Annotated in this window: 21 protein-coding genes and 2 tRNA genes; 6 read left to right on the forward strand and 17 right to left on the reverse strand. The window is 41.3% G+C overall.

The features are described from left to right. The first annotated feature begins 141 nt into the window (after nt 1–141). Nucleotides 142–447 (forward strand): hypothetical protein, encoded by a 306-nt coding sequence (locus tag ABJF57_RS02565; protein ID WP_462231542.1) that lies wholly within the window; start codon nt 142–144, stop codon nt 445–447. Here the strand turns inward: ABJF57_RS02565 and uvrA are convergent. Genes uvrA through ABJF57_RS02580 form a run of 3 tightly spaced genes read right to left on the reverse strand, consistent with a single transcriptional unit; the run spans nt 440 to nt 4,931 of the window. Beyond that, nucleotides 440–3,256 (reverse strand): excinuclease ABC subunit UvrA, encoded by a 2,817-nt coding sequence (uvrA, locus tag ABJF57_RS02570; RefSeq protein WP_462231540.1) that lies wholly within the window; start codon nt 3,254–3,256, stop codon nt 440–442. The two genes, ABJF57_RS02565 and uvrA, sit on opposite strands and share 8 nt — an antisense overlap. A 14-nt stretch (nt 3,257–3,270) precedes the next feature. Next, a complete protein-coding gene (locus ABJF57_RS02575) occupies nt 3,271–4,002 on the reverse strand; it encodes an LOG family protein (protein ID WP_462231538.1) in 732 nt (243 codons plus the stop codon). A gap of 2 nt (nt 4,003–4,004) precedes the next feature. After that, entirely contained in the window at nt 4,005–4,931 is a 927-nt protein-coding gene (locus ABJF57_RS02580) for a TIGR01777 family oxidoreductase (RefSeq protein WP_462231536.1), read from the reverse strand. On the opposite strand from ABJF57_RS02580, the gene ABJF57_RS02585 reads away from it, so the two are divergent. Continuing rightward, nucleotides 4,930–5,505, forward strand: a complete 576-nt coding sequence (locus ABJF57_RS02585) for a hypothetical protein (protein WP_462231534.1) — start codon at nt 4,930–4,932, stop codon at nt 5,503–5,505. The two genes, ABJF57_RS02580 and ABJF57_RS02585, sit on opposite strands and share 2 nt — an antisense overlap. A gap of 53 nt (nt 5,506–5,558) precedes the next feature. Here the strand turns inward: ABJF57_RS02585 and ABJF57_RS02590 are convergent, their stop codons facing one another. The 9 genes from ABJF57_RS02590 to ABJF57_RS02630 form a co-directional block, all read right to left on the reverse strand. After that, nucleotides 5,559–8,348 (reverse strand): TonB-dependent receptor, encoded by a 2,790-nt coding sequence (locus ABJF57_RS02590; RefSeq protein ID WP_462231532.1) that lies wholly within the window; start codon nt 8,346–8,348, stop codon nt 5,559–5,561. 105 nt (nt 8,349–8,453) lie between these two features. Beyond that, nucleotides 8,454–9,686: a hypothetical protein gene (locus ABJF57_RS02595; protein WP_462231530.1), complete on the reverse strand. Its 1,233-nt coding sequence runs from the start codon at nt 9,684–9,686 to the stop codon at nt 8,454–8,456. A gap of 225 nt (nt 9,687–9,911) precedes the next feature. Then, a complete protein-coding gene (locus ABJF57_RS02600) occupies nt 9,912–10,904 on the reverse strand; it encodes an AAA family ATPase (RefSeq protein WP_462231528.1) in 993 nt (330 codons plus the stop codon). 94 nt (nt 10,905–10,998) lie between these two features. Further along, nucleotides 10,999–12,324 (reverse strand): NAD(P)/FAD-dependent oxidoreductase, encoded by a 1,326-nt coding sequence (locus tag ABJF57_RS02605; protein WP_462231526.1) that lies wholly within the window; start codon nt 12,322–12,324, stop codon nt 10,999–11,001. A gap of 51 nt (nt 12,325–12,375) precedes the next feature. Beyond that, a complete protein-coding gene (locus ABJF57_RS02610; RefSeq protein WP_462231524.1) occupies nt 12,376–12,966 on the reverse strand; it encodes an arsenate-mycothiol transferase ArsC in 591 nt (196 codons plus the stop codon). A gap of 30 nt (nt 12,967–12,996) precedes the next feature. After that, a complete protein-coding gene (locus tag ABJF57_RS02615; RefSeq protein ID WP_462231522.1) occupies nt 12,997–13,428 on the reverse strand; it encodes an ArsI/CadI family heavy metal resistance metalloenzyme in 432 nt (143 codons plus the stop codon). An 11-nt stretch (nt 13,429–13,439) separates the two neighbouring features. After that, nucleotides 13,440–13,805, reverse strand: coding sequence for a VOC family protein (locus tag ABJF57_RS02620; protein WP_462231520.1), 366 nt, complete (start codon nt 13,803–13,805; stop codon nt 13,440–13,442). Between the two features lie 40 nt (nt 13,806–13,845). Then, nucleotides 13,846–14,172 carry an ArsR/SmtB family transcription factor gene (locus ABJF57_RS02625; RefSeq protein ID WP_462231518.1) on the reverse strand — a complete coding sequence of 109 codons (327 nt, stop codon included), beginning with the start codon at nt 14,170–14,172 and terminating at the stop codon, nt 13,846–13,848. 23 nt (nt 14,173–14,195) lie between these two features. Further along, complete coding sequence (locus ABJF57_RS02630; protein WP_462231516.1) at nt 14,196–14,816, reverse strand: MIP/aquaporin family protein; 621 nt, start codon at nt 14,814–14,816, stop codon at nt 14,196–14,198. Nucleotides 14,817–14,870: 54 nt separating this feature from the next. Between ABJF57_RS02630 and ABJF57_RS02635 the strand changes: the two genes are divergently transcribed. Genes ABJF57_RS02635 through ABJF57_RS02645 form a run of 3 tightly spaced genes read left to right on the forward strand, consistent with a single transcriptional unit; the run spans nt 14,871 to nt 17,319 of the window. Further along, nucleotides 14,871–15,524 (forward strand): DUF4230 domain-containing protein, encoded by a 654-nt coding sequence (locus tag ABJF57_RS02635; RefSeq protein ID WP_462231514.1) that lies wholly within the window; start codon nt 14,871–14,873, stop codon nt 15,522–15,524. A gap of 40 nt (nt 15,525–15,564) precedes the next feature. Beyond that, nucleotides 15,565–16,389, forward strand: coding sequence for a 1-acyl-sn-glycerol-3-phosphate acyltransferase (locus tag ABJF57_RS02640; protein ID WP_462231512.1), 825 nt, complete (start codon nt 15,565–15,567; stop codon nt 16,387–16,389). Then, nucleotides 16,390–17,319, forward strand: a complete 930-nt coding sequence (locus ABJF57_RS02645; RefSeq protein ID WP_462231510.1) for a GNAT family N-acetyltransferase — start codon at nt 16,390–16,392, stop codon at nt 17,317–17,319. A gap of 16 nt (nt 17,320–17,335) precedes the next feature. Here ABJF57_RS02645 and ABJF57_RS02650 read toward each other — a convergent pair whose 3' ends face one another. The 4 genes from ABJF57_RS02650 to ABJF57_RS02665 all read right to left on the reverse strand — a co-directional run bounded on the left by ABJF57_RS02650 (nt 17,336) and on the right by ABJF57_RS02665 (nt 19,537). After that, nucleotides 17,336–18,712: a sugar porter family MFS transporter gene (locus ABJF57_RS02650; protein WP_462231508.1), complete on the reverse strand. Its 1,377-nt coding sequence runs from the start codon at nt 18,710–18,712 to the stop codon at nt 17,336–17,338. Between the two features lie 320 nt (nt 18,713–19,032). Further along, nucleotides 19,033–19,117: transfer RNA gene (locus tag ABJF57_RS02655), tRNA-Leu, on the reverse strand. A 1-nt stretch (nt 19,118) separates the two neighbouring features. Continuing rightward, nucleotides 19,119–19,448: a GIY-YIG nuclease family protein gene (locus tag ABJF57_RS02660; protein ID WP_462236272.1), complete on the reverse strand. Its 330-nt coding sequence runs from the start codon at nt 19,446–19,448 to the stop codon at nt 19,119–19,121. A 16-nt stretch (nt 19,449–19,464) separates the two neighbouring features. Next, nucleotides 19,465–19,537, reverse strand: a tRNA-Gly gene (locus ABJF57_RS02665). A gap of 401 nt (nt 19,538–19,938) precedes the next feature. Between ABJF57_RS02665 and ABJF57_RS02670 the strand changes: the two genes are divergently transcribed. Further along, on the forward strand, nt 19,939–20,109 hold the full coding sequence (locus ABJF57_RS02670; protein WP_462231504.1) for a hypothetical protein: 171 nt from the start codon (nt 19,939–19,941) through the stop codon (nt 20,107–20,109). On the opposite strand, the gene mutS is transcribed toward ABJF57_RS02670, so the two are convergent. Next, nucleotides 20,106–22,712 (reverse strand): DNA mismatch repair protein MutS, encoded by a 2,607-nt coding sequence (mutS, locus tag ABJF57_RS02675; RefSeq protein ID WP_462231502.1) that lies wholly within the window; start codon nt 22,710–22,712, stop codon nt 20,106–20,108. The two genes, ABJF57_RS02670 and mutS, sit on opposite strands and share 4 nt — an antisense overlap. Nucleotides 22,713–22,806 lie beyond the last annotated feature (94 nt).

Here is a 22,806-nt window from a genome sequence, read left to right on the forward strand (position 1 = left end):
CAGGTGAGACCAATTACTGATGAGTGGTTAACAAAACATTAACCATACCATTCACTATAATTAATGATAATTAACAAACCTGCGAGGTTATTCGTCGTATGGAAGAATAGGACTAAACTCAAAATTTTAAAAAGCACTTAAATGAAATCATTACTATTATTATTGGCGCTTGCAGTTTCCACCATTGCTGGATCTGCTGAGGCTTCTGAACAATCGGATCAAGGATTGAGTATGCAATTGGACACTGATCTTGTCTTTGAAAAAATGGTCAAAGTTTATAATTATGAAGGTTCGTTGGTACGGGAAATTCCTTTAACCAAGGTGACTAACAATGAGGTTTCTGTTGTCGATAATATGATCCTTGAAGAAAGTGATTTTGCATTCGACTATCAAGGAGATTATTACTACTTCGGAGATTCAGAGTATATAGAGGCCTTCGTTAATTAAGCTCTTCTTTTAGAAACTTGGCTGTATAACTTTCTTTCACTTTGGCGATCTCTTCCGGAGTGCCTTGAGCAATGATTTGCCCACCGGCATAACCACCCTCCGGACCTAGGTCGATGATATGATCTGCTACTTTGATCACATCCATGTTATGTTCAATGATGAGGACGGTATTGCCCTTATCTACTAACTTTTGAAGCACGTCAAGCAAATGCTCAATGTCCTGGAAATGTAATCCGGTGGTTGGCTCATCAAGGATATAGAACGTCTTACCAGTGTCTTTCTTTGAAAGCTCGGTTGCGAGCTTTACTCGCTGTGCTTCTCCTCCTGAAAGTGTGGTTGCGTGCTGTCCCAATGATATATAGCCTAAGCCTACTTCATCCAATGTTCTCAATTTACGTACGATACGCGGCTGGTGGTCAAAGAAATCAACCGACTGAGATACAGTCATATCCAGCACATCTGAGATGGACTTCCCTTTGAATCTAACTTCCAGCGTTTCTCTATTGTATCGCTTTCCCTTGCATGTCTCACATGGAACATGAACGTCTGGTAAGAAATCCATTTCTATTAAACGCATTCCTCCTCCTCCGCAAGTTTCACACCTCCCCCCCTTCACATTGAATGAAAAACGTCCGGGTTTATAGCCTCTGATTTTTGCCTCAGGCAGCTGTGCAAAAAGGCTTCTTATTTCAGAAAAAACTCCTGTATAAGTTGCTGGATTGGATCGTGGTGTTCTACCTATAGGGGATTGATCTACTTCAATGACTTTGTCGAACTCATCTACTCCATTCACTTTCTTGAAAGGAAGTGGCTCCTGTCTACTCTTATACAAATGCTTTCTGACGAGCGGATAGAGCGTTTCATGAATAAGGGTTGATTTTCCACTACCTGAGACGCCAGTAACTAAGATCAGATTTCCAAGTGGCAATTTCAAGTCTACATTTTTTAGATTATGTCCTGTAGCGCCGTATAATTCAAGCCACTTACCGTTTGTTGCTCTTCGCTTTGTTGGAATTTCAATCTTCCTTTTCCCATTAAGGTAATCTGCTGTCGAGCTACCTAGTTTCAAAAATTCTTGAGGTGTCCCTTTTGCCACAATTTGACCTCCATGCCTTCCTGCTCCAGGGCCAATATCCACAACCTCATCGGCTTCCATCATCATGTCTTTGTCATGCTCTACTACAATGACGGTATTTCCAAGGTCTCTTAAGTCTTTTAGCGCCTGAATCAGCTTGACATTGTCCCTTTGATGCAACCCGATGCTTGGCTCATCCAATATGTAAAGCACATTGACCAGCTGTGTCCCTATCTGGGTTGCTAGTCTAATTCGTTGCGCTTCCCCACCGGAGAGCGTCCTAAGTGAGCGATTCAAACTTAGATAATTCAAACCCACATCTAAAAGGAAACCTATCCGTTTTCTTAGCTCCTTTAAAATCTCAGTACCAATTATAAGTTGTCTTTCGCTTAAGCGCTCTTCTAAATTTTCAATCCATCCTCCTAACGAATCAATGTCCATCTCGGCTAATTCGCCAATGTGCTTATCTGCGATTTTATAATGAAGGGCTTCCTTCTTCAGTCGAAAACCATCGCATGTTGGACATGTCCTGGTATCTGTGAATTCTTTTACCCAAGCTTGAATCTTCTCCGAGCCACCATCTTTTTGCTTTTCAAGAAAATTGATAATTCCCTCAAACTTGGTGTGCCAATCAGTGCCTGGATACTTCACAGAGCTAACTGCTATGGGAACACTATCTCCATACAGCAACACACTAATTATTTCTTTCGGTATCTTACCAATTGGTGTCGAGAGGTTGACCTTGTTACGCTTAAGGATTGCTTCGATTTTTTTAAATATCCAAATGTCTCGATACTCGCCAAGGGGTGCTATCCCTCCTCTGCTGATGCTCAAAGATTCATCTGGGATCACTGATTCTTTGGAGATTTCCTCTATAATACCCAGTCCGTTGCACTCTGGACAAGCTCCATAGGGTGAGTTAAATGAAAAGGTATTTGGAGCTGGCTCATCATAGGCCAGACCTGTTTCCGGATCCATCAGGTTTTTGGAGAAATGTGCTATTTCTCCATCCTCTTTCTGAATCATCATGACGCCATCTCCATGACGCAATGAAGTATTCACAGATTCCCTGATCCGCTTTCTGTCCTTGTTGGATACTTTGATTCGATCAGTGACAATTTCGATATCATGCGTCTTATAGCGATCTACCTGCATTTTGGGAACCAAATCCCGTACCTCTCCATTGACTCGTACTTTGGTAAATCCAAGTTTCCGCACTTGCACAAAAAGCTCTCGGTAGTGTCCCTTCCTTCCTTTCACAACTGGCGCCAGCAGAATTAGCTTTTGCCCATCGTAATTCTTGAGGATCATATCTATGATCTGATCCTCTGACTGACGGGTCATTTTTTTTCCAGAAAGATAGGAATAGGCTTCTCCAGCTCGGGCGTAAAGCAACCGGAAGAAGTCATAAATTTCCGTGACTGTTCCTACGGTGGATCTTGGGTTTCGAGAAGTTGTTTTTTGCTCGATGGAAATGACTGGACTAAGTCCATCAATTTTATCTACATCCGGGCGTTCCATATCACCGATAAACGCTCTTGCATAGGCGCTAAAGCTCTCCATGTAACGCCGCTGGCCTTCAGCGTAGATTGTATCAAAAGCAAGAGATGATTTACCACTGCCGCTGATACCTGTAATAACGATCAGTTTGTTGCGTGGCAGGGTCACATCTATATTTTTAAGGTTGTGCTCTCGCGCACCCACAATCTCAATGACTTCCTCTCGCTTCTTCAATGTTTCTGAAATAATTAGAAGTTAGGGCTTAAGTTGTATTTGCTATAGAAGTCATCAATGACATCCACAGCTTCAGTTGCAGTGTCTACAACGTTGAAAAGGTCGAGATCGGCAGGGCTAATATTACCCTCCATCTCTAACATCACTTTCTTAAGCCAGTCTACCAGTCCAGTCCAATATTCTCTGCCTACTAAAACTATCGGGAATTGCCCTATTTTCTTGGTCTGAATCAAGGTGAGAGCTTCGAACAGCTCATCCATTGTCCCGAATCCTCCAGGCAGAACAATGAACCCTTGTGAGTACTTTACAAACATCACTTTTCGAACAAAGAAATAATCAAAATCAATGTTCTTATCAATGTCTATGTAAATGTTATTGCTTTGTTCAAAGGGAAGGTCAATGTTTAAGCCAACGGACTTTCCTCCTTGAGCATTTGCTCCCTTATTCCCTGCCTCCATTATCCCTGGTCCTCCACCGGTAATTACACCGTATCCGTGGCGAACCACTTTAGCTGCAATCTCCTCGGCCATTTTATAGTATTTATTGTCCGGTTGAGTTCGTGCAGACCCAAAAATGGATACGCAAGGTCCTATCTTGGCCATCTTTTCAAAACCCTGAACAAATTCACCCATCACCTTGAAGATCACCCACGAGTCTGCACTCTTGATTTCGTTCCAATTCTTTTCTTTGAAAGCTTCTAGTATTCGTGCTTCTTCTTCCTTGCTTATATTCTTATTTTCTTCCATTGTCAGTGTAGTAAATCTTGTAGCGCATCATCTAACGTAGCAAATTGAAAATTAAATCCCGTCCTTTCTACTTTTCTACTGGACACTCGATTGCCCCCCACTAATATATCTGCCATTTCTCCAACAATCAATCGAAGTACAAATTTAGGAACATTCGGCAGCCAAAGTGGCTTTTTTAACTGAGATGCAACCTGTTCTGTAAATTCTTTATTTGTATGTGGGTTTGGAGCTACACCATTAAAAATACCGCTGTTGGAGTTTTCAAGTGTATGTACAAAAATTCCACATAAATCCTTCATGTGAATCCAACTCATGAATTGATCCCCTGGTGATAATGGCGCACCGACATATCGTTTAATCGGCTTCATCAATTCAACCAATGCTCCTCCTTTTTCACTGAGCACAATTCCAATCCGAATCTTGGATACAGGAATACTTAATTCTTCAAATGTGTCCACTTCTTTCTCCCAATCAACTACCACATCGGCCAGAAATCCGTCTCCTCTCTGCGAGGTTTCGTCCACCAGCCTATCGCCTGTATCCCATCCATAATATCCTATGGCGGAGGCAGATATAAAATGTCTCAGGTTAGGATTGAGTTTCGCTACTTTGTTTTTCAGTAGTCGGGTAGAGTCAATTCGGCTATTGTATATTTCCTTCTTCCAATCTTCTGACCACCTTTTATCCGAAACACCAGCGCCAGCCAAGTGAATGATTGCATCGGCTGAAGTAATTGCTTCATCCTCAATTTCACCTTTTTTTGGGTCCCAATAGAATGTATGGTAGTGTTTTTGCGTTGGGTTCCTTGACAGATGTGTGACTTTATAGCTCTTTAAGGAAAGCAGCTCACTGAGTTTTTCCCCAACAAGGCCTGTTCCACCTGTGATAAGTACCGTTTTGATTGGGTCGTTTAGATTTGTTGAAGACATGAGAAAAATCGTTTATAAACATACTCTTGGATACGTTCTTTTGTTCGTATTCACAGCCACTTTTGCACAAAAAAAGTATTCCTCAAAGGCTACTTCCTCTCAATTATCTCTGGAAGGTAAGTCATTAACTGGTTACGTCACAAGTTTTGATTTTGCATGGGAAGATGTGCGCAAGGGTTGGTGGAAATATGCACGCGAGTTTGGCAATCCACTAAACATGAAAACCTATTATAAGGTGACCATTCCTTCGGAAAGAACGGACGGAAATGTCGATCTGGTGGTTTATACTCAAACGAGTGACGGCAAAGGCGGAGCTGATTTTTTTCTGGGTCTATCAAACGAAACTTACAAGGAGCAAGCCCATTCGATGCTACTTGATTTTAAGAAGAAATTCTACATAGAGGCTTTGTTAAATCAGATTGAGAAGAATCAAGAAAAATCGGAAAAAATTGGAGGTGAGTATAGAGATGCTGTAACTGACAGCAGAAAACAAGAATTAATAAAAGAAATTGCTGCTCTGGAGCGTACCAATCGAAAACTCAAAGACCGGATTAAGAAAATTGAAAAAAGTTAAGATAAAAAATAAGCCTCTCTCGAGGCTTATTTTGATTTACGACAACCTTCTGGTTAAAAGTTATATGTGTATTTCATTGTAAATAATCTTCCAGGATTTCGCATTGAAAATAATTCCTCATCTCCATCTGATTTGTATACAAGCTCGTTTGAGTCGTTCAATATGTTTGTCACACGTAAACTCAGAATAGACTTATCTGTGAGGTTTTTAGAGACTTTGAAGTTTAGTGAGTGGAAAGGTTTCGTGTAAACATCTGGCACTCTGGCACCGCTCACATATGTCAGCGTTTCTCCTTGTACGTTGTAAGACAAGTTTGCTGACAAATTTTGATTCGGCATCTCATAGTTTAAGAAGGTGTTGATAGCAAATGGAGCTTGTAAGCTCAAATTCCTATATCTATCCACTCCTTCTGCTGATCCTCTGAAATTAATCTCGCTTTCAAATTCATTTGCGCCAGTTTCACTAACTGTTACTGTGGTTCGATCCACCTTTGAAATCGTGTATGAATAGTTTCCTCCAATCGTCAGGTTATCAAACCTTTCTCCAATGAAATCTAATCGCTTTCTAAATTCGAACTCAGTACCGTAAGCAACTGCTGATCCTACATTTCTTGGTGTTACCTGGTTTGTCGCAACGTCAAAAGCTACCAATGCAATGTGATCGGTAAAATCTTTGTAATAAAACGACAATGAAGCCATCTCACCTGGTGTGAAGAAATACTCCCATCTCAAATCATAGTTTAAAATTTCCGCTTGCTTGGTGTTTATGTTTCCAATAAAAATTATCTCAGTTATTGGATCAGCAATCAAAGCTTCCGATTTTTCTTTGAATGAAGGTCTGGCCAGTGTTTTATTGAATGACGCCCTCAAGTTCATGTCTTTATTTACGTTGTAGATCAAGCTTAAAGAGGGCAATAAATTAGTCTCGCTCAGTATTTTTTGATCTTCTACTAGCGCACTGGATCCATCATCTTGCTTCACAACTCCAGTATAAAACATATTGACCGACTCCAGTCTAACTCCATAGATTGATTTTAACTTATCCGTAATCTCCATTTCATTCATTATGTAACCAGCACTTAGGTTAAGTGTCCCATCGTACGCGTCGTTGGCGTTGGTGGAGTTCTGAATGAACAAGCCATTTGGTCGCTCTGGGCTAATCACATTGTTAGGCAATAAATCATTTGGATTTGAACTATCTACATTGCTTGAAAGTAGGTTTCCGTACGAATAGGTGAACACATCGAATTCCCTGTCTCGATAGGTATAGGCGCCACCAAATTTGATTTTAATCTTCTTGTTCAGTTCATAATTGAGGTCAACTCTGAAGCTTTCATTTACTTCAGATAGGTTTCTCCAAAAGCGGTTGATCAAGCCTCCATTTCGGAAACCTAGCTGCCCATCATCTTCGTTGATTGATGTCACTCGATAATCAGGCTCATATTGTTTTGAGAAAATCAATGAATTGGCCCAAGAAAGCTTGAGTCTATCGCTTAATTGGTGCTTACCGAAGAGGATATTATTGAACATTTGTCGCTCCGTATAGGTAAGAATGTCATTGTAAAGAAACGTTGGGTTATTCAGTGAGCTGTTGTTTCTGGTTCGGTCAAGTGCTGAACTAGTTCCGCTTTGAATATGAATAAAGCTTGTCCCGATAGTCGATTTTGCTGTTTTAGCTGCTACTGAAACCAAGCCGCTCCAAAGTACCTCATTTGATGACAAGTCACCTTTTGCAGTGAAGTCCCTTATGAGCTCAACATTGTCACCTGTTGCATCTCTTTCGTATCCTTTTCTCTCAAAGCCTTGAAAGTAATTGATCCTGTTTCTATAGGTGAATAAGGCATTGTAACCCCAAGTATATTTTTTTCCAACAATTTGATTTCTGTGGCTAAATGAAAAGCTTGTATTCATGAAGCTTGTATTTCGTGTTCCTGCCAGGGTCGGATCGAAAAGATTAGTGGTTTCATTGTTCTGTGGTATTTCGGCATTTTCAGCGACAGGCAATTCTCTTTGTCCATTGTCAAAACCGAACTTATCCGTTGAAGAGCCACCATAGCTTAAATAATCCGAATTGAAATGCATGTCTGGATTGAATCCAAAACCGAATGTAACAGAAGTGCTTTTCTCATCTGGAAAACTCTTGGTTTGAATGTCGATAAGCCCTCCGGTAAAAGATCCTGTTAGATCCGGAGTAAACGTTTTATAAACAAGAACATTTTCAAGAATTCCGGTTGGGAATATATCGATCTGGACATCATTTCTGTCGGGATCCAATCCTGGAATGATCATCCCATTGATGGAAGTCTTTGTATATCGATCGCCTAGTCCTCGAACATAAACATACTTGTCTCCTTGTATGGATACCCCAGTTACTCTTTTCATTGCACCCGAAAGGTCACTATCCCCAATTTTTCTAAACGTTGCAGATGAAATACCGTCCAGAGTATTGATTGATTTTTTCTGAACGAGTAACACGCCTACCTCATTGTCTCGGACCACTTCGGCAGTCACGACTACTTCTCCCAGCTGTTGAACATCTTCCTTCATCACCATGTCCACAACGGTGGCCTCACCAGCTTCTATCTTAACATCCTGAATCACCACATTAGAAAATCCCACGGACTGAAAAACAATGGTATGCGTCCCTCCAGGCAGTGACAAGTTATAATTCCCGTCAAAGTCGGCCACAGCTCCAAGAGTGGTACCCTGCTTCAGGACTGTTGCACCAAATAATGCCTCTCCTGTTGTTTCATCTAATACTTTTCCCCTCAAGAATCCATCTTGAGCGAATGATGATAGTCCTACAAATAGTAGTAGACAAGTAAAAAGTGTAATGTTTTTCATTTCAAAAAAAATTAAATCCCTTATATGTAATATTTTTTGTTAAAAGGGAAAAAGCACCTTGAATAAATCAAGGTGCTCATTGGTCTAAATGTGTTTATATCAATACTATTGATCAAAATCGTCTGTGTAGATTGAGAAAGTAGCATTCACTGATGTGAACACAAGATTTCCGTCGATCACATTCTGAGCGGCATCTTCTTTTGATTCAAGTGTTTCTGTATCGAAAGAAGCTGACAACTTTATTAGGCCACCGTTCGCATTTAAGTTGCTTACCGTTCCTCTAGCTTTTGATTTGAAGTCACAGGTGATATTGGCATCACCAGAGGCCTGGATGGTTCCATTTGTAAGTGTGAAGTTATCATCCGTACCTCCAAGTAGATCGCCTTCTCTTCCGTCGATTTCAAGACCTTCATCAGAATCGTTATCTACTGTAACCAAGAAATTGGAAACTTTGCCAGAGTATGATTGATCGATATCAATTGCATCATCTCCTACTTGAGTAACCACCACGTAATCCATATCTACATTACCTCCGAAAAATTCTACTCCATCATCACTGTTAGCATATACTTCGATGTGATGGATTGTTGTACCGGAGCCTACACCGCCTAGGGTGAAACCATTGATCTCATCACCGGCAGCCGCATCGATTACTGCTCCACCATGTCTGATAGATACATACTGGATTGTTCCTGAGTTGTCGGCAGCATCTGAGCCTCCATAAAGTCCATTGGTATCATTGGCAGGTACACCTTCAATTTGCGCTGGCACTGTTTCTTCAGAAATAGGAGCATTTCCAAGAACAACCAATCCTCCCCATAGTCCTTTGTTTGCGGCAGTGAGTTCACCATTGTCTGCAGTAGATGTCATGATGATCGGATTTGCTGCTGTTCCCATGGCCATTAGTTTACCTCCTCTGGCAATCATAAGTACAGCTGCATTTACCCCTTGGAGGTTTTCATTACCTACAACTACGGTTCCAGCTTCAATGGTTAGTGTTGCTCCATCCAGCACAGTGATTCTTCCGTCCAACTGGTGTACAACATCTGCAGACCAAGTAACATCCTGAGAAATATTAGCCGTGTATTTCATCGTATCAGACACAGCATCTACTCGAGCTGCATTATTGGTAAGAGTCCAATCGAAATTGGGATTATCTGCAGCTATTCCACTTGCAGTAGCGTCTGTTGATACTTTTTCTCCAACTGCATCTGCAACTGCTTTTATTGCAGCATCCTGTAGCTCTTTATCAGACAAGGTAGGACCATCATCATCTCCACAAGAAACCATCATTAGGGTTCCTGAGATCAACATTGCGATAGCAAATAATTTTTTCATTTCGTTTTTGCGATTTAAATATTCTTGATAGATCAATTTGTATCGCAAATGTGAAATTTAGATATTACCTGATGTCGGTTTGACTGTTATGAATGCGTTAAAGAATGCGCTTTTCTATTAAACTCATATTAGGAATATTACCGCAGTGTTAACAGAGCGGAAGGTTGTAAACAAAAAAAGCCTATCAGAGCAATTCTGATAGGCTTTTTTGCTTTATGGTATCAGTCAGTTGCTGATGCTGACCTTTGATAAGATCGATTTGATGATGTCGTGCGTATTCACTTCATCAGCTTCAGCTTCATAGTTTAGTAGTATTCTGTGATTAAGTACATCATCAGCAATTTCTTTTATGTCTTCCGGCAATACATAATCACGTTGATTGAAGAAAGCCATCGCTTTGGCTGCAAGATTTAAATTAATAGATGCCCTCGGTGACGCTCCAAACTGGATGTACTGTGCCTCATCATTGAGCTTATAGTCAAGTGGATTTCTTGTGGCAAACACCAACTCAATAATGTATTTTTCGATTGATTCTGAAATTGCTACCTGATTAATTTCATTTCTAATGGAGAAGATATCCTCTTTGGTAAGAACCGTCTCTAACTGCGGGTTAAAGCCCATATTCGAGATTCTTCGCATCACTTCCATTTCATCTTCCTTGCTCAAGTAATCGATATGTACTTTTAGCATGAATCTATCCACTTGTGCTTCCGGTAGTGGATACGTTCCTTCCTGATCGATTGGGTTTTGCGTAGCTAGTACCAAAAATGGGCGATCCAATTTGTAGGTAGTCTCTCCAATAGATACCGTCTTTTCCTGCATGGCCTCCAATAGGGCAGATTGCACCTTAGCTGGAGATCTGTTTATCTCATCCGCCAAAATTAAATTGGCGAAAATTGGGCCTTTTTTTACTTCGAACTCAGCCTTTTGCTGATTGTAGATCATGGTACCTACTAAATCTGCTGGAAGTAGGTCTGGCGTAAACTGAATTCGTTGAAAGTCAAGTTTCAGAACATCTGCGAGTGCATTGACCGTCAGCGTTTTTGCCAGTCCCGGTACTCCTTCTAAAAGGATATGCCCCTGAGTGAAAAGACCAACCAATAGTCGATTGACCATGTACTCTTGACCAATCACTACTTTACCCACTTCAGAAATTACCTTTTGGATTTTCTGCTGGTGCTCCTTTTGAAGATCTTTATCTAGTACTTGCTCTTCCATTTTTTTCGTTTGTGTTTGCGCTTGCAAAAATATGATTTGAGTTCAAATATTAAAGAACCATTTGAAGTAAGGAAAAAACGAAGGATTTTCGGTGTTAAATCTTGTTAACAGCCGTCGGCCTCCTCAGAAATTTACGATTGAATGTACGGATGATCAACCTTGTTCCCTTGTCGTAGGTGAAATAACTCCATATCCAGTTATTGACTGTGATGAGTTTATTCCTGAAACCAATCAGGTACATGATGTGTACAAACATCCAAATTAACCAAGCCAAGAATCCTTTGAAGTGCATGCCATTTGGCATATCCACTACTGCCTTATTCTTCCCAATGGTTGCCATTGACCCCTTATCAAAATACTTAAATGCTTGTGATTCCTTGCCCTGAACAACATTTTTCAGGTTTTTTGCCAGGTGCCGTCCTTGCTGCATCGCTACAGGGGCTACCATCGGGTGGCCATTCGGGAAATCCTCACATTGCATCATTGCAACGTCACCAATGGCAAACACATTTTTCGTTCCTTTGACTTTGCTAAACTCATCAACCAAAATTCGACTCTTTTCTACTGAAGTAGCGTCAAGACCTTCCACCACATTTCCTCTAACGCCGGCTGACCATACTACTGTTGCTGTTTCGATGGTTCCGCTATTAAGTGTTACCGTATCTCCATCATAATCTTCAACGAATGTATTCAACTGCACATCGATACCCATTTTTTTGATGTAGTTCAGTGCTTCTATCCCTGCAAAGTCACTCATTCCATTGAGTAGTCGTCCTGATCCTTCTATTAAATGAATCTTCATTTTGGAGAAATCCAGATCAGGGTAATCCTTTGGAAGGATGAACCTCCTGAGTTCTGCTAATGCCCCGCTTACTTCCACACCGGTTGGTCCACCACCTACTACAACGATGTTCATCATTTTCTCGAACTCATTTTGATCCTGCGTCATCACAGCTTGCTCAAAGTTTTGAAGAATGTGACTTCTCACATCCAGTGCATGAACAATCCGCTTAAGAGGTAAAACTTTCGGACGAAAATCTTTCTTGTTGAAATAATTCGTAACAGACCCGTTGGCAAGTACGAGGTAGTCATAAGACAAACTGCCAATACTGGTCACCACTTCATTTTTTTCGGCATCAACGCCAGTGACCTTTACCATCCGAAAAAAGTAGTTGGGATTCCCTTCGAAAGACTTTCTGAGTGGGCCAGCTATTGAATCTGGCTCCAAACCTGCGGTAGCGACTTGGTAAAGAAGCGGCTGAAACGTATGAAAATTATTCTTGTCTAAGAGAACAATTTGTGCCTTAGCTTTTCTTAAGGATTTAGCCAAATTAAGGCCTGCAAAGCCTCCTCCAACAATCACAATTCGTGGAAGATCAACGTCTGGAATGGCAAGCGAAAGATAAGCTGGAATTGGCATGATCGTATTGTTTTAATGTTAAACACTAACCACGCCAAAAGGATTCTTTTTTTACGATTTAATTGATGAAAAAATGTACCGCATTTCATTGGCTATCTGAGCACATCTAGCATCATATGTTTGCCGCTCTTCTGGCGTACCATCTGATATCTTTGGATCCTTATAAAAAAGCTTAATGCGGGTATCCGCACCAGGTACATACGGACAATCCGCATCCGCTTCAGAACACGTCATAATTGCGGCAAAATCAGTCTTGGGATTTACCAGATCATCAAATGTCTTGGAGAAGCAGATCATTGGTTCTAATTGGTCATCAAATGACACTTGATACTTTGGGTTGTCTCCTGCGGCTTCTGAAATGGCTAAGCCTGCTCTCCTTAATGCTGATACCGCGTTGGGATTAAAAGCTGTCGCCTCTGTTCCTCCGGAGAATGTTGACACTTGAATACCTTCTTGATGAGCAAAGACTTGAGCCCAGACTTGACTTAAATGGCTCCTTCTGGAATTATGTGTACAAATGAAATTCAGTTGGGGGTACGTATTGCCTCGAATATATTCAGCCAACTGCTGAAGCACTGGCTTACGTGATTCTTCAACCTCCAAGTCAAGGGATGAAATGTAATTTTGGATTTTCTGATTCATAATTAAAAAAGGGGCCAAGGCCCCTCGAAATTAACAACATCCTACCAGATCTTTCTTTTCATCGGTGATCTCCTGGCGACCCCCCATTTTATCATCATCTTTTAAAAAATGATAGACTTCCCACTCATAACCGTCGGGATCTTTTACCCAAAACTTATCCTGAACTGCAAAGCAACATGACGTATTGGTCTCTTCCAGTTCGATTTTCATCAACGCTTCAAGTTCTTGCCTTTTCTCTGCTAGCTCTTCCTTGGAATTGACGCGAATACCCATATGTCCAAACTGCGGACTCGGCGATTCCGATTCAATGAATGAAATGACTAATCCGGGATTTTCAAGCTCAAACTTGCTGTATCCTTTTTCTACTTTGACTGGCTCTTGGCCAAATAGTCGCTGGTAGAAATTTGTGGTTTGCTCGACATCTGAGACGTTGAGCCCTACGTGAAATTTAAATTGTTCCATAATAATTGTTTTTAGTGTGTTACATAGCATTTCTCGAATTGTACCTCCGTATTCGGATCTCCAACCCTCCAGTGATTTCCATCAGGATCTATTAATCCGATAGCCTCCTGAATTACCTCACAGTCTTCTTTTAGTCGCTCCTTAGACAGGAATCTGCTCATCCTATTGTGGATTGCTTTCAGGTCATTCCCATCATTGATCTCCATGAGCAGTGTTTGATTCGTATTGCTAATACCTTCAGTTATTTCAAGCTGAAATTGATCTGTATTGAATCGTAAATAATCCAAACTCAGCAGATCTGGCATCTTGTTGAACAAGGCTCTGTAAAAAACCAGGCTATCATTTAGGTTGCGACTTTTTATGTCATATTTTATCATCGTTATATCGTATTATTACGATTGAATTGTTCAAATTTTTTTAACAGCAATCTGCCGGATTGTAACTGTCTAAGAGTCCTTGCAGTCTTTGCTTGACACCATTCCAAACATCCGAGTTTATGCAATAGCACATGGATGTTCCTTCCACAGTTCCTTTGATAAGACCGACATTTTTTAATTCTTTCAAGTGTTGAGAAATCGTTGCTTGCGCCAGACCCAGTTCTTCAACCAAATCACTGTTTATGCATTGATTAGCCTTAATCAGATGTTCCAAAATTGCTACCCTTGCAGGATGAGCAAATGCCTTAGCTACCAATGCCAATTCATTTTGTTGTTCTGTGAATAAATCTGTTTTGCTAACTCCCATATCGTAATATTACGATGAATAATTTATTTGGTTCTGGTTTTCTTAAAAAGTTTAAAAAAAGGTACCGCCATAATTGCTCCAATTACAGGAGCGAGAAAATATATCCACAGCACTCCAAGTGTGTCTGATACGATTGCCGGTCCAAACGATCTGGCAGGATTCATTGAAGCACCGGTGAATGGCCCTGCAAAAAAAGCTGCAAGAAATACTACAAAACCAACTACCAGAGCAATGATTCTAAGTGCATTGGTCTGAATCACCACCAAAATGGAAATCATTAAAACGAATGTGATGAAGATTTCAATGAGCATCGTCAGCCAAACTCCACTCACGGGCATTGTCTCTCCATATGTCGGATTTGAAGGAAGCAGAACCAATAGCAAAAGACCTGCAAGCACTCCTCCTGCCAACTGGAAAGGAATGTACAGCAACACCTCTTTATTCTTTTGAAAAAAGTAAAAACCTATACTCACAGCTGGATTAATGTGTGCACCTGAAGTACCTCCAAAACATAGGATCATTGCTGTGACTATTGCTCCGAAAGCAATGGATATCCATAAGTGAGGTAAATCTATCGCGATAGACCCTGCTCCCACCAGAACCAAGCAAAAAGTGCCAATCAATTCTGCTATATATTTTTTCACTATCGCAATATTACGATATAACATTGAAGAGATAAAATTTCTTATCTTAAACCAATGATCAATCTTGCTAAACTGGTTTTGAAGATACTTCCCTGGCTACTCACGGTGGGATTGCTCTCCTGGATGCTCATTCAAGAGAAAATGAATTTCTCCAGAGAAAGAATTACACAGGTTGAAACAAACACCATCTTAACCCGCGTAGAGCAAATGGGTAAGATGGAACTTGTAAAATACAATTTTCAGGAGGTGACAGAAGTAAAGAAAATTGCTGGCGAGATTGATTTGAAAATCTTCAAATATAAGCCTGTGCCAGATTCAAAGGGCGTGCTGATCAGTCAGGGCAGTGCTGTTGGTTGCATAGATTTTCAGAAAATAAATGCTGCCGACATTAATTTTTCCAAAACTGGTGATACTCTTTTTCTCCAACTGCCTGCTCCGGAAATTTGCTACTTTAAAATTGATCTTGAAAAGTCTCGCCTTTATGATTTGCAAATTGATTACATGCGAGCCGATGAGCAAAAAAACTTCATTCAGGAATTGTATAAGGTTGCTGAGCAAGAAATAAAAGATGCATCGCTAGCGTCAGGCATACTGGAGCAAGCTAGGGATAATGCACATGGAGTCTTGCGACCGATGCTTCAGGCACTGACTGGAAAAGTAGTGATACTGAATTTTGATCTGGAGGCTCCAATTTTAACGAAGGATTAATACGCCTTTTGCCTAAACCCTTTTATCATTGCTTTTGGCCATGAAAAAGTTTGTTGAAGTTCGAAAGTTAATTGCTGATAAAAATCCGACGCTGCTAAAGTGGCTACCAGGTTTTCTGATACGATGGGTTGAACGGATCATTCATCAGAAGCGGGTAAATAGGTTTATGTGGGAAAACAGAGATGCAGATGCTTTTGAATTTTGTGAGGCTGCTGTAAAAGAGCTAAATCAAAAACTCAGCATTACCGGTGTTGAGCGAATACCTCCCTTCCCTCAAAGTTGCATTTTTGTTGCGAATCATCCTTTCGGTGGGATGGACGCCATTACCATTATGCATTTGCTCAAAGAGGTGCGACCTGACATTACCTTTATCGTCAATGATTTGCTCATGGCTTTAACAAACCTCAGAGAAAAATTTGTAGGGGTAAATAAAGTGGGACGCAATGCTGCACAGTCTCTGCAAAAAGTGGAGGAACAGTTCGCCACAGGTACTGCTACCTTTCTTTTCCCGGCTGGATTGGTAAGCAGGAAGATCGATGGAGAAATCATGGATCTGGAGTGGAAAAAGACGTTTGTCACGAAAGCCAAAAAGTATGGGAAGCCGATGATCCCAGTGCACATAGATGGGCAGCTGACCAAGCGTTTCTATCGTTTGGCCAGGATTCGCAAATTTTTAGGCATTAAATTGAATGTCGAAATGTTCTTTCTTGTAGACGAGCTTTTCAAACAGGAAAATAAAGAGGTAAACATTGTCATAGGCGATCCTGTTTTACCTGAAACGTTTACCCCAGACAAGTCAGATGTTAAATGGGCGCAATGGATGAAGGAAGAAGTTTATAAATTAAAAAGAAGTCAAAAAGCATAAATGAGCCACCCAGTTGATATTATACAGCCTGTAGAGAGAGAACTGATAGAACAGGAACTGAATAGTGATCGGTTTGTGCGAGACACCAATAAAGGGAACAACAAAATATACATTATCAACCATCACAACGCTCCCAATACCATGCGAGAGATTGGACGTTTGCGTGAGGTTTCGTTTCGTTATGCCGGTGGTGGCACAGGTGAAGAAGTAGACATTGATGACGCAGACATGAGCGAAAGATGCTATGAGCAGTTGGTTGTCTACAGTCCAGAAGAACGTGAAATCATCGGTGGCTATCGATTCATAACAGGAGAACGCGCGCTAAATCCAGAATCCGGTGAATTCGAATTGTCAACCGCACACTATTTTGATTTTTCAGACCAGATGAAAAAGGAGTTTCTCCCTTCATCCATTGAGTTGGGTAGGTCATGGGTACAGCCTAACTATCAACCATCCATTAATCCCAGAAAAGGTCTTTTCGCCTTGATGAACATCTGGGATGGGCTTGGTTGCTTGACCATTCAATATCCAGATATTAAATACTTCTTTGGGAAAGTGACCATGTATACCAGCTACAATACTGAAGCGCGTGACATCTTACTTTCTTTCATGGAACACTATTTTCCAAACAAACTCAACTTATGCCGGCCCAAGGAAGAGCTTCTAGCAGACTTCAATGACACGCTTTTTAAAGCGCATTTTGCGGAAGGAATGAGCTACCAGGATGGCTTCAAACTCCTGAATAAACTCTTGAAAGAACGTGGTGAATTTGTTCCTCCATTGATCAATATCTACATGAGCTTATCTTCAACCATGATGACCTTCGGTACCGCTCAAAACCCGGATTTTGGAGATGTGGAAGAAACGGCTATTCTCGTCACGATTGATGATATTCATCCAGAAGTCATTGACAGGCATGTGAATTATTGATCCCAGTCATTCACGATCAATGCTCCCATACATTCTCTAATTCTTCGAGGGACTTACCTTTTGTTTCTGGTATGAATTTCATCGTTAGGAAAATGGTGAATGCAATGAATCCCATAAAAATGAAATAAGGCAAAGACCCATTCCATGGTGCGCTGTTATTCAACTCGCTACCCATCACACGTGGGAATGTCTGAGCAACTATTCCATTGAATAGCCATTGTGCGGCAACCGCAATCGACATACCGATCCCGCGAATTCTGTTTGGAAACATTTCTGAGAGTAAAACCCAAACAACTGGCCCCATAGACATGGCAAAAGACCCAATGAAGATTAGGATGCCTAACAATGAAAGCAGACCGACTGTCTCAGTCATTAGCGTAAAGCTCAACATACCAAAACCAACAATCATCCCCACCGACCCTGCTATTATGAGTGGCTTTCTCCCCCACTTATCCACTGTAAACATGGCCAAAAAAGTAAACCCAAAATTCACTCCCGCAAGTAGTATTTGCTGCACCAAAATATCTTCCTCACCAAAGCCCAATGCTTTTTCAAAAATATCGGCACCATAGTATAGCACTGCATTAATTCCTGTAAACTGCTGCAATACCGACAAGGAAGTACCGACAAGCACGATAAACAAGAATGGCTTCTTTATCAAACTGCTCAATGATGATGTTTCGCTTTTTTCAACCGACTCGGTTATCTGATTAAATTCTTTAGCGGCCACATCTGCATCATGCATTTTTTCAAGTAGCTCCTTAGCTTCTTCGTTTCGTCCTTTTAAGACTAGCCATCTAGGGCTTTTGGGCACAAAAAAGAGAAGAATTAGAAATAGGCCACAGGGGATTAATTCTGACCAAAACATGACCCTCCAGCCGTAAGCGATTCGATAGGCGATATCTCCAGAGTTTCCTATTAAATAGGTAGCTAGGAATACAACGAAGAACCCTGTAACAATCGCCATTTGATAAAACGTCACCATTTTACCTCTTTTAGCACTCGGCGAGATTTCAGCTATGTACATTGGCGCATTCATTGAAGCAACTCCAATTCCTACACCGCCAATAAATCGGAAAAATATGAGAAGGTTTAAACTTTCTGGGAGGAAAGAAGGCAGTCCTGACCCCCAAGCTGAAATCGTGAATAATAATGCAGATATAATTAGGGACTTTTTTCTGCCAATCCACCCACTGACAAAACCTGAAAATACTGCTCCGAAAACACATCCATAGAGTGCGCTACTCACAATGTTTCCCTTCATTCCATCGGTAAGCTCAAAATACTTGCTAAAATAAAATTGAGTACCATTGATTACTCCCGTATCGTAACCAAACAATAGTCCTCCAAGAGAGGCAATCACTGTAATTAAGAGTAGGTTGTTCTTTTTCATCGGTTGAGATTTAGGCTTGCTTCTTTAGTGTTAAATGATGTTTACCAAACAAGGATAGTTATCATAAATATAACAAGGTGCCTACTTCTGCTCTTTAGATCATATACCCTTCTATTTTGAAACCATTGTCCAGCCATTCCGCAGGGCACATTTAGTACCAACTAAGCATATCCTAGCCATTAAAAACAATGATTATCCTCAGTTGATTAAAATTCACTAATTCGTATTTAAAATTTGGCCGCTAAGTGGCTACATGCGGGGAGGATTATTATCTCCTCAAAACAAAAAAACCCTTAGAATAATCTAAGGGCTTTAAGAAGTACCTCGGGCGGGACTTGAACCCGCACGACCGCAATGGTCACAGGATTTTAAGTCCTGCGTGTCTACCAATTCCACCACCGAGGCATCAAAGACTTTTCAAAAAGTCCTTTCCAATACCAGATTTGAGATACTTCTCTCGATTTCTGGCTTCCATTCTTGTTTCGAACTTCTCTAAATGAATCAACACAAAAGGCCGGTATGGCTTTGTTGTTCTGTTTCTTCCTTCATTATGTTCAGATAATCTTCTTTCAAGATTATTTGTAAGACCAACATAAATGTAGTTCCTACTTGTACTTTTTATAGCGCAAACAAAAAACACTCTTTCTGTTTTAAGCTTTTCCCTTCTACCAACCTGCCTGCCGCAGGCAGGTTCCACCACCGAGGCAGGTAGTTCTCCAAAACAAAGATGCCGCATCTAGTGCGGCATACTGAGCGGGAGACGGGATTCGAACCCGCGACCCCGACCTTGGCAAGGTCGTGCTCTACCAGCTGAGCTACTCTCGCTTTTAAAAGTCAAGCTTTTGCTTGCTTCTCCTTTGAAAAGGAATGCAAATTTATATGAAGCTCATATAATTACAACTATATCACACACAAAATTGAGCTGCCGAATGTTTTCTTCCTAACTGGACAGGTTGCTGCTTTAGAAAACAACCAAGCCGCAACTATTCTAACAAAAAATTAAAAACCTTCAATATCAAATAAAAAGGCTTTGTTTCGATTAATCCCCGCCAAACGATGGACGAAATACAGCTCCTTATCGAGGTGCAAAAAAGCTCCAAAATTGACTAGTAATTTGACCTAGTTTAAATAGGTGATTTACCGAGGAATCAGGCCGTACCTTTTTTCTCACATTTGTATTGTTCAATGGAACAGGAAAATAAATACCTCACAAAAACGAAAAGAAAATGTTCAGAGAAGAAATAGAAATGACCCTAGAATGTGCCGTGAAAGTAAGAAAGCACTTGGTAAGAATTCTTGATGGAAACAATGATGCTGAACTACAGGCTCAACTGCAATACGTAAATAGCCTGATCATGGAAGCTGACTCAATGCAAAACGAAGTATTGGCCGCTTAAGATCCCTTAAGTACTTCCTTCAATTCGTTCAACTTTAACAATGCCTCAACAGGTGATGTTGTATTAACATCAATGTTGCGAAGTACATCCAGCATGCGTTCCATGCGAGGATCGGCCTCAAACAAATTCATTTGAAACTGCTGCGTAGGTAGCTCTTCTAGTTTCTGACGATCTGAATCGGTCAACTTTTCCTTTTCCAGGTGCTTCAATATCTCATTTGCCCGAATCACAATCTCATTCGGCATTCCCGCCATCTGAGCCACGTGAATTCCAAAGCTGTGCTCACTTCCCCCTTCCACAAGCTTGCGCATGAAGATCACTTTGTTTTCCAACTCCTTCACAGAAACGTTGAAATTCTTCACTCTCGGTAAATCTTTCGCCAGTTCATTCAGCTCGTGATAGTGGGTAGCAAACAGGGTTTTGGCTTTCGCTTTCGGGTGATTGTGTAAATGCTCTACTATGGACCAGGCAATGGAAATACCATCATAAGTACTTGTGCCCCGTCCGATCTCATCCATCAGCACGAGCGAGCGATCGCTTAGGTTGTTCAGAATGCTAGCCGTTTCAGTCATTTCTACCATGAACGTCGATTCTCCTCGCGATAAGTTATCCGAAGCACCTACCCGGGTAAATACTTTGTCTACCAATCCTATCTTGGCATAACCTGCAGGAACAAAGGATCCCATCTGAGCCATCAGAGTGATCAGAGCCGTCTGACGGAGCAACGCCGACTTACCAGCCATGTTAGGTCCGGTTATGATCATGACCTGCTGGGATTCATTATCCAGGTACAGGTCATTGGCAATGAAGTCTTCGCCTTGTGCAAGATTTCGCTCGATCACTGGATGTCTCCCTGCCTTGATGTCCAGAATTTTATCCTCCGAAATATTTGGCCGACAATATTGATACGATTGAGCTTGTTGTGCAAAGCATGCGAGGCAATCCAGTTGTGCAATTACTTTCGCATTTTGCTGTATGGCATCTATGTAGGTGTGTGCAAAGACCACCAATTCACTGTAAAGCTTTTGCTCTAAAACGGCAATCTTAGACTCGGCACCCAGAATCTTTTCTTCGTATTGCTTTAGCTCTTCGGTAATGTATCGTTCTGCATTCACAAGCGTTTGCTTTCGGATCCATTCTTCCGGCACTTTGTCTTTGTGCGCGTTGGAAACTTCCAGATAGTAACCAAATACTTTGTTGTAAGCAATCTTCAAAGAACTGATGCCTGTATGCTCTATTTCTCGATCTCGAATCCCGGAAAGAAAGTCTTTCCCAGAGGTGGAGATTGCTCTCAGCTCATCCAATTCTGCATTGATTCCCGTTTCAATTACCCCTCCTTGGTGGAGTTGAAGTGGGGCATCTTCTTTCAATTCATTCGTGAGTTTTTCAATCAGCTTCTCGCACGGATTTAGCAAATCATGAAATGCATTGAAAGACTCTTTTCCTTTCAGCAGCTCTCTTATTGGTTGGACTTGCGATAAGCTCTTTTTGAGCTGAAGGAGCTCCCTTGGATTGACGCGACTAGTCGCAACCTTTCCTACCAATCTTTCGAGATCCCCTATTTTCTCTAAAAATTCTCGAAGGGTAGACTGTAGCTCATCTTCAACAGTCAATGTCTCTACTATGTCTAACCGTTGATCAATCTCCGGTTTACTTTTGAGTGGCAACACCATCCACTTTCTGAGCAACCTTCCTCCCATGGGTGTGAGCGTGTGATTGATGGTGTCAATCAGTGAAATACCATCAGGCTGGGCCGATTGAATCAACTCCAGGTTTCGTATCGTAAAGCGATCAAGCCACACATATTTGTTCTCATCAATCCGTGAAATAGACTTGATGTGATTGGTTTCTTTGTGCTCAGTCTCGTCGAGGTAGTAGAGGATAGCGCCCGCAGCTAAAACTCCCTCCGATAGCTCTTCTATTCCGTACCCTTTCAGATTCGGAACACCGAAATGTCCTGTGAGTTTTTCATAGCCATAGTCCCTACTGAAAATCCATTCCTCCAGTGGAAATGAGGAGAAGTTTTCACCATATCTGCTTCCGTATAAATCCCTGCTTGGTTTTGGGTAAATAATCTCAGCTGGCTGAAAACTTCGAATAAGTTTGTCTACATAATCTTCTGTACCGGAAGAAACCATAAACTCCCCCGTGGATAGGTCGAGAAAGGCAACTCCACATTTCTCCTTATGGAAATAAATGGACGCTAAAAAATTGTTTTTTCGCTGTTCCAGCACATTGTCATTCAGAGATAGTCCTGGTGTCACCAGCTCTGTAACCCCGCGCTTTACGATTCCTTTGACGGACTTGGGATCTTCCAACTGATCACAAATGGCTACTCTATAGCCGGCACGAACCAGTTTAGGCAAATAGGTGTCCATTGCATGGTGCGGAAAGCCCGCCAGCTCCATTTCTTTTTGAGACCCGTTGGCGCGTTTCGTCAGTACAATATCCAGTGTTTTGCTCGCCTTCACGGCATCTTCACCGAACGTCTCATAGAAGTCACCTACCCGAAACAAAAGCAATGCACCCGGGTACCTGCTTTTGATGGCATTGTACTGCTTCATGAGGGGTGTTTCTTTCGTTTTAGTCTTAGGTGCTGCCATGCAGGTCGTTCAGTTTAATTTTGGCAATTAGATTGCAATATTAATAGTCACAAGAGACAATAATTAGTTTATTATGTCTTTTGCAGATTCATTC

It is taken from the genome of Ekhidna sp. (assembly GCF_039940915.1).
GTDB lineage: Bacteria > Bacteroidota > Bacteroidia > Cytophagales > Cyclobacteriaceae > Ekhidna.

Bases quoted from the DNA above. Each gene is read 5' to 3' on its own strand.
- ABJF57_RS02620 (WP_462231520.1), bottom strand. From the start codon at position 13,805: ATGATAAAATATGACATAAAAAGTCGCAACCTAAATGATAGCCTGGTT.
- ABJF57_RS02640 (WP_462231512.1), top strand. From the start codon at position 15,565: ATGAAAAAGTTTGTTGAAGTTCGAAAGTTAATTGCTGATAAAAATCCG.
- ABJF57_RS02590 (WP_462231532.1), bottom strand. From the start codon at position 8,348: ATGAAAAACATTACACTTTTTACTTGTCTACTACTATTTGTAGGACTA.
- ABJF57_RS02625 (WP_462231518.1), bottom strand. From the start codon at position 14,172: ATGGGAGTTAGCAAAACAGATTTATTCACAGAACAACAAAATGAATTG.
- ABJF57_RS02660 (WP_462236272.1), bottom strand. From the start codon at position 19,448: ATGCGGCATCTTTGTTTTGGAGAACTACCTGCCTCGGTGGTGGAACCT.
- ABJF57_RS02575 (WP_462231538.1), bottom strand. From the start codon at position 4,002: ATGGAAGAAAATAAGAATATAAGCAAGGAAGAAGAAGCACGAATACTA.
- ABJF57_RS02610 (WP_462231524.1), bottom strand. From the start codon at position 12,966: ATGAATCAGAAAATCCAAAATTACATTTCATCCCTTGACTTGGAGGTT.
- ABJF57_RS02615 (WP_462231522.1), bottom strand. From the start codon at position 13,428: ATGGAACAATTTAAATTTCACGTAGGGCTCAACGTCTCAGATGTCGAG.
- ABJF57_RS02585 (WP_462231534.1), top strand. From the start codon at position 4,930: ATGAGAAAAATCGTTTATAAACATACTCTTGGATACGTTCTTTTGTTC.
- ABJF57_RS02650 (WP_462231508.1), bottom strand. From the start codon at position 18,712: ATGAAAAAGAACAACCTACTCTTAATTACAGTGATTGCCTCTCTTGGA.
- ABJF57_RS02595 (WP_462231530.1), bottom strand. From the start codon at position 9,686: ATGAAAAAATTATTTGCTATCGCAATGTTGATCTCAGGAACCCTAATG.
- ABJF57_RS02670 (WP_462231504.1), top strand. From the start codon at position 19,939: ATGTTCAGAGAAGAAATAGAAATGACCCTAGAATGTGCCGTGAAAGTA.
- mutS (WP_462231502.1), bottom strand. From the start codon at position 22,712: ATGGCAGCACCTAAGACTAAAACGAAAGAAACACCCCTCATGAAGCAG.
- ABJF57_RS02645 (WP_462231510.1), top strand. From the start codon at position 16,390: ATGAGCCACCCAGTTGATATTATACAGCCTGTAGAGAGAGAACTGATA.
- ABJF57_RS02605 (WP_462231526.1), bottom strand. From the start codon at position 12,324: ATGCCAATTCCAGCTTATCTTTCGCTTGCCATTCCAGACGTTGATCTT.
- ABJF57_RS02600 (WP_462231528.1), bottom strand. From the start codon at position 10,904: ATGGAAGAGCAAGTACTAGATAAAGATCTTCAAAAGGAGCACCAGCAG.
- ABJF57_RS02580 (WP_462231536.1), bottom strand. From the start codon at position 4,931: ATGTCTTCAACAAATCTAAACGACCCAATCAAAACGGTACTTATCACA.
- ABJF57_RS02635 (WP_462231514.1), top strand. From the start codon at position 14,871: ATGATCAATCTTGCTAAACTGGTTTTGAAGATACTTCCCTGGCTACTC.
- ABJF57_RS02565 (WP_462231542.1), top strand. From the start codon at position 142: ATGAAATCATTACTATTATTATTGGCGCTTGCAGTTTCCACCATTGCT.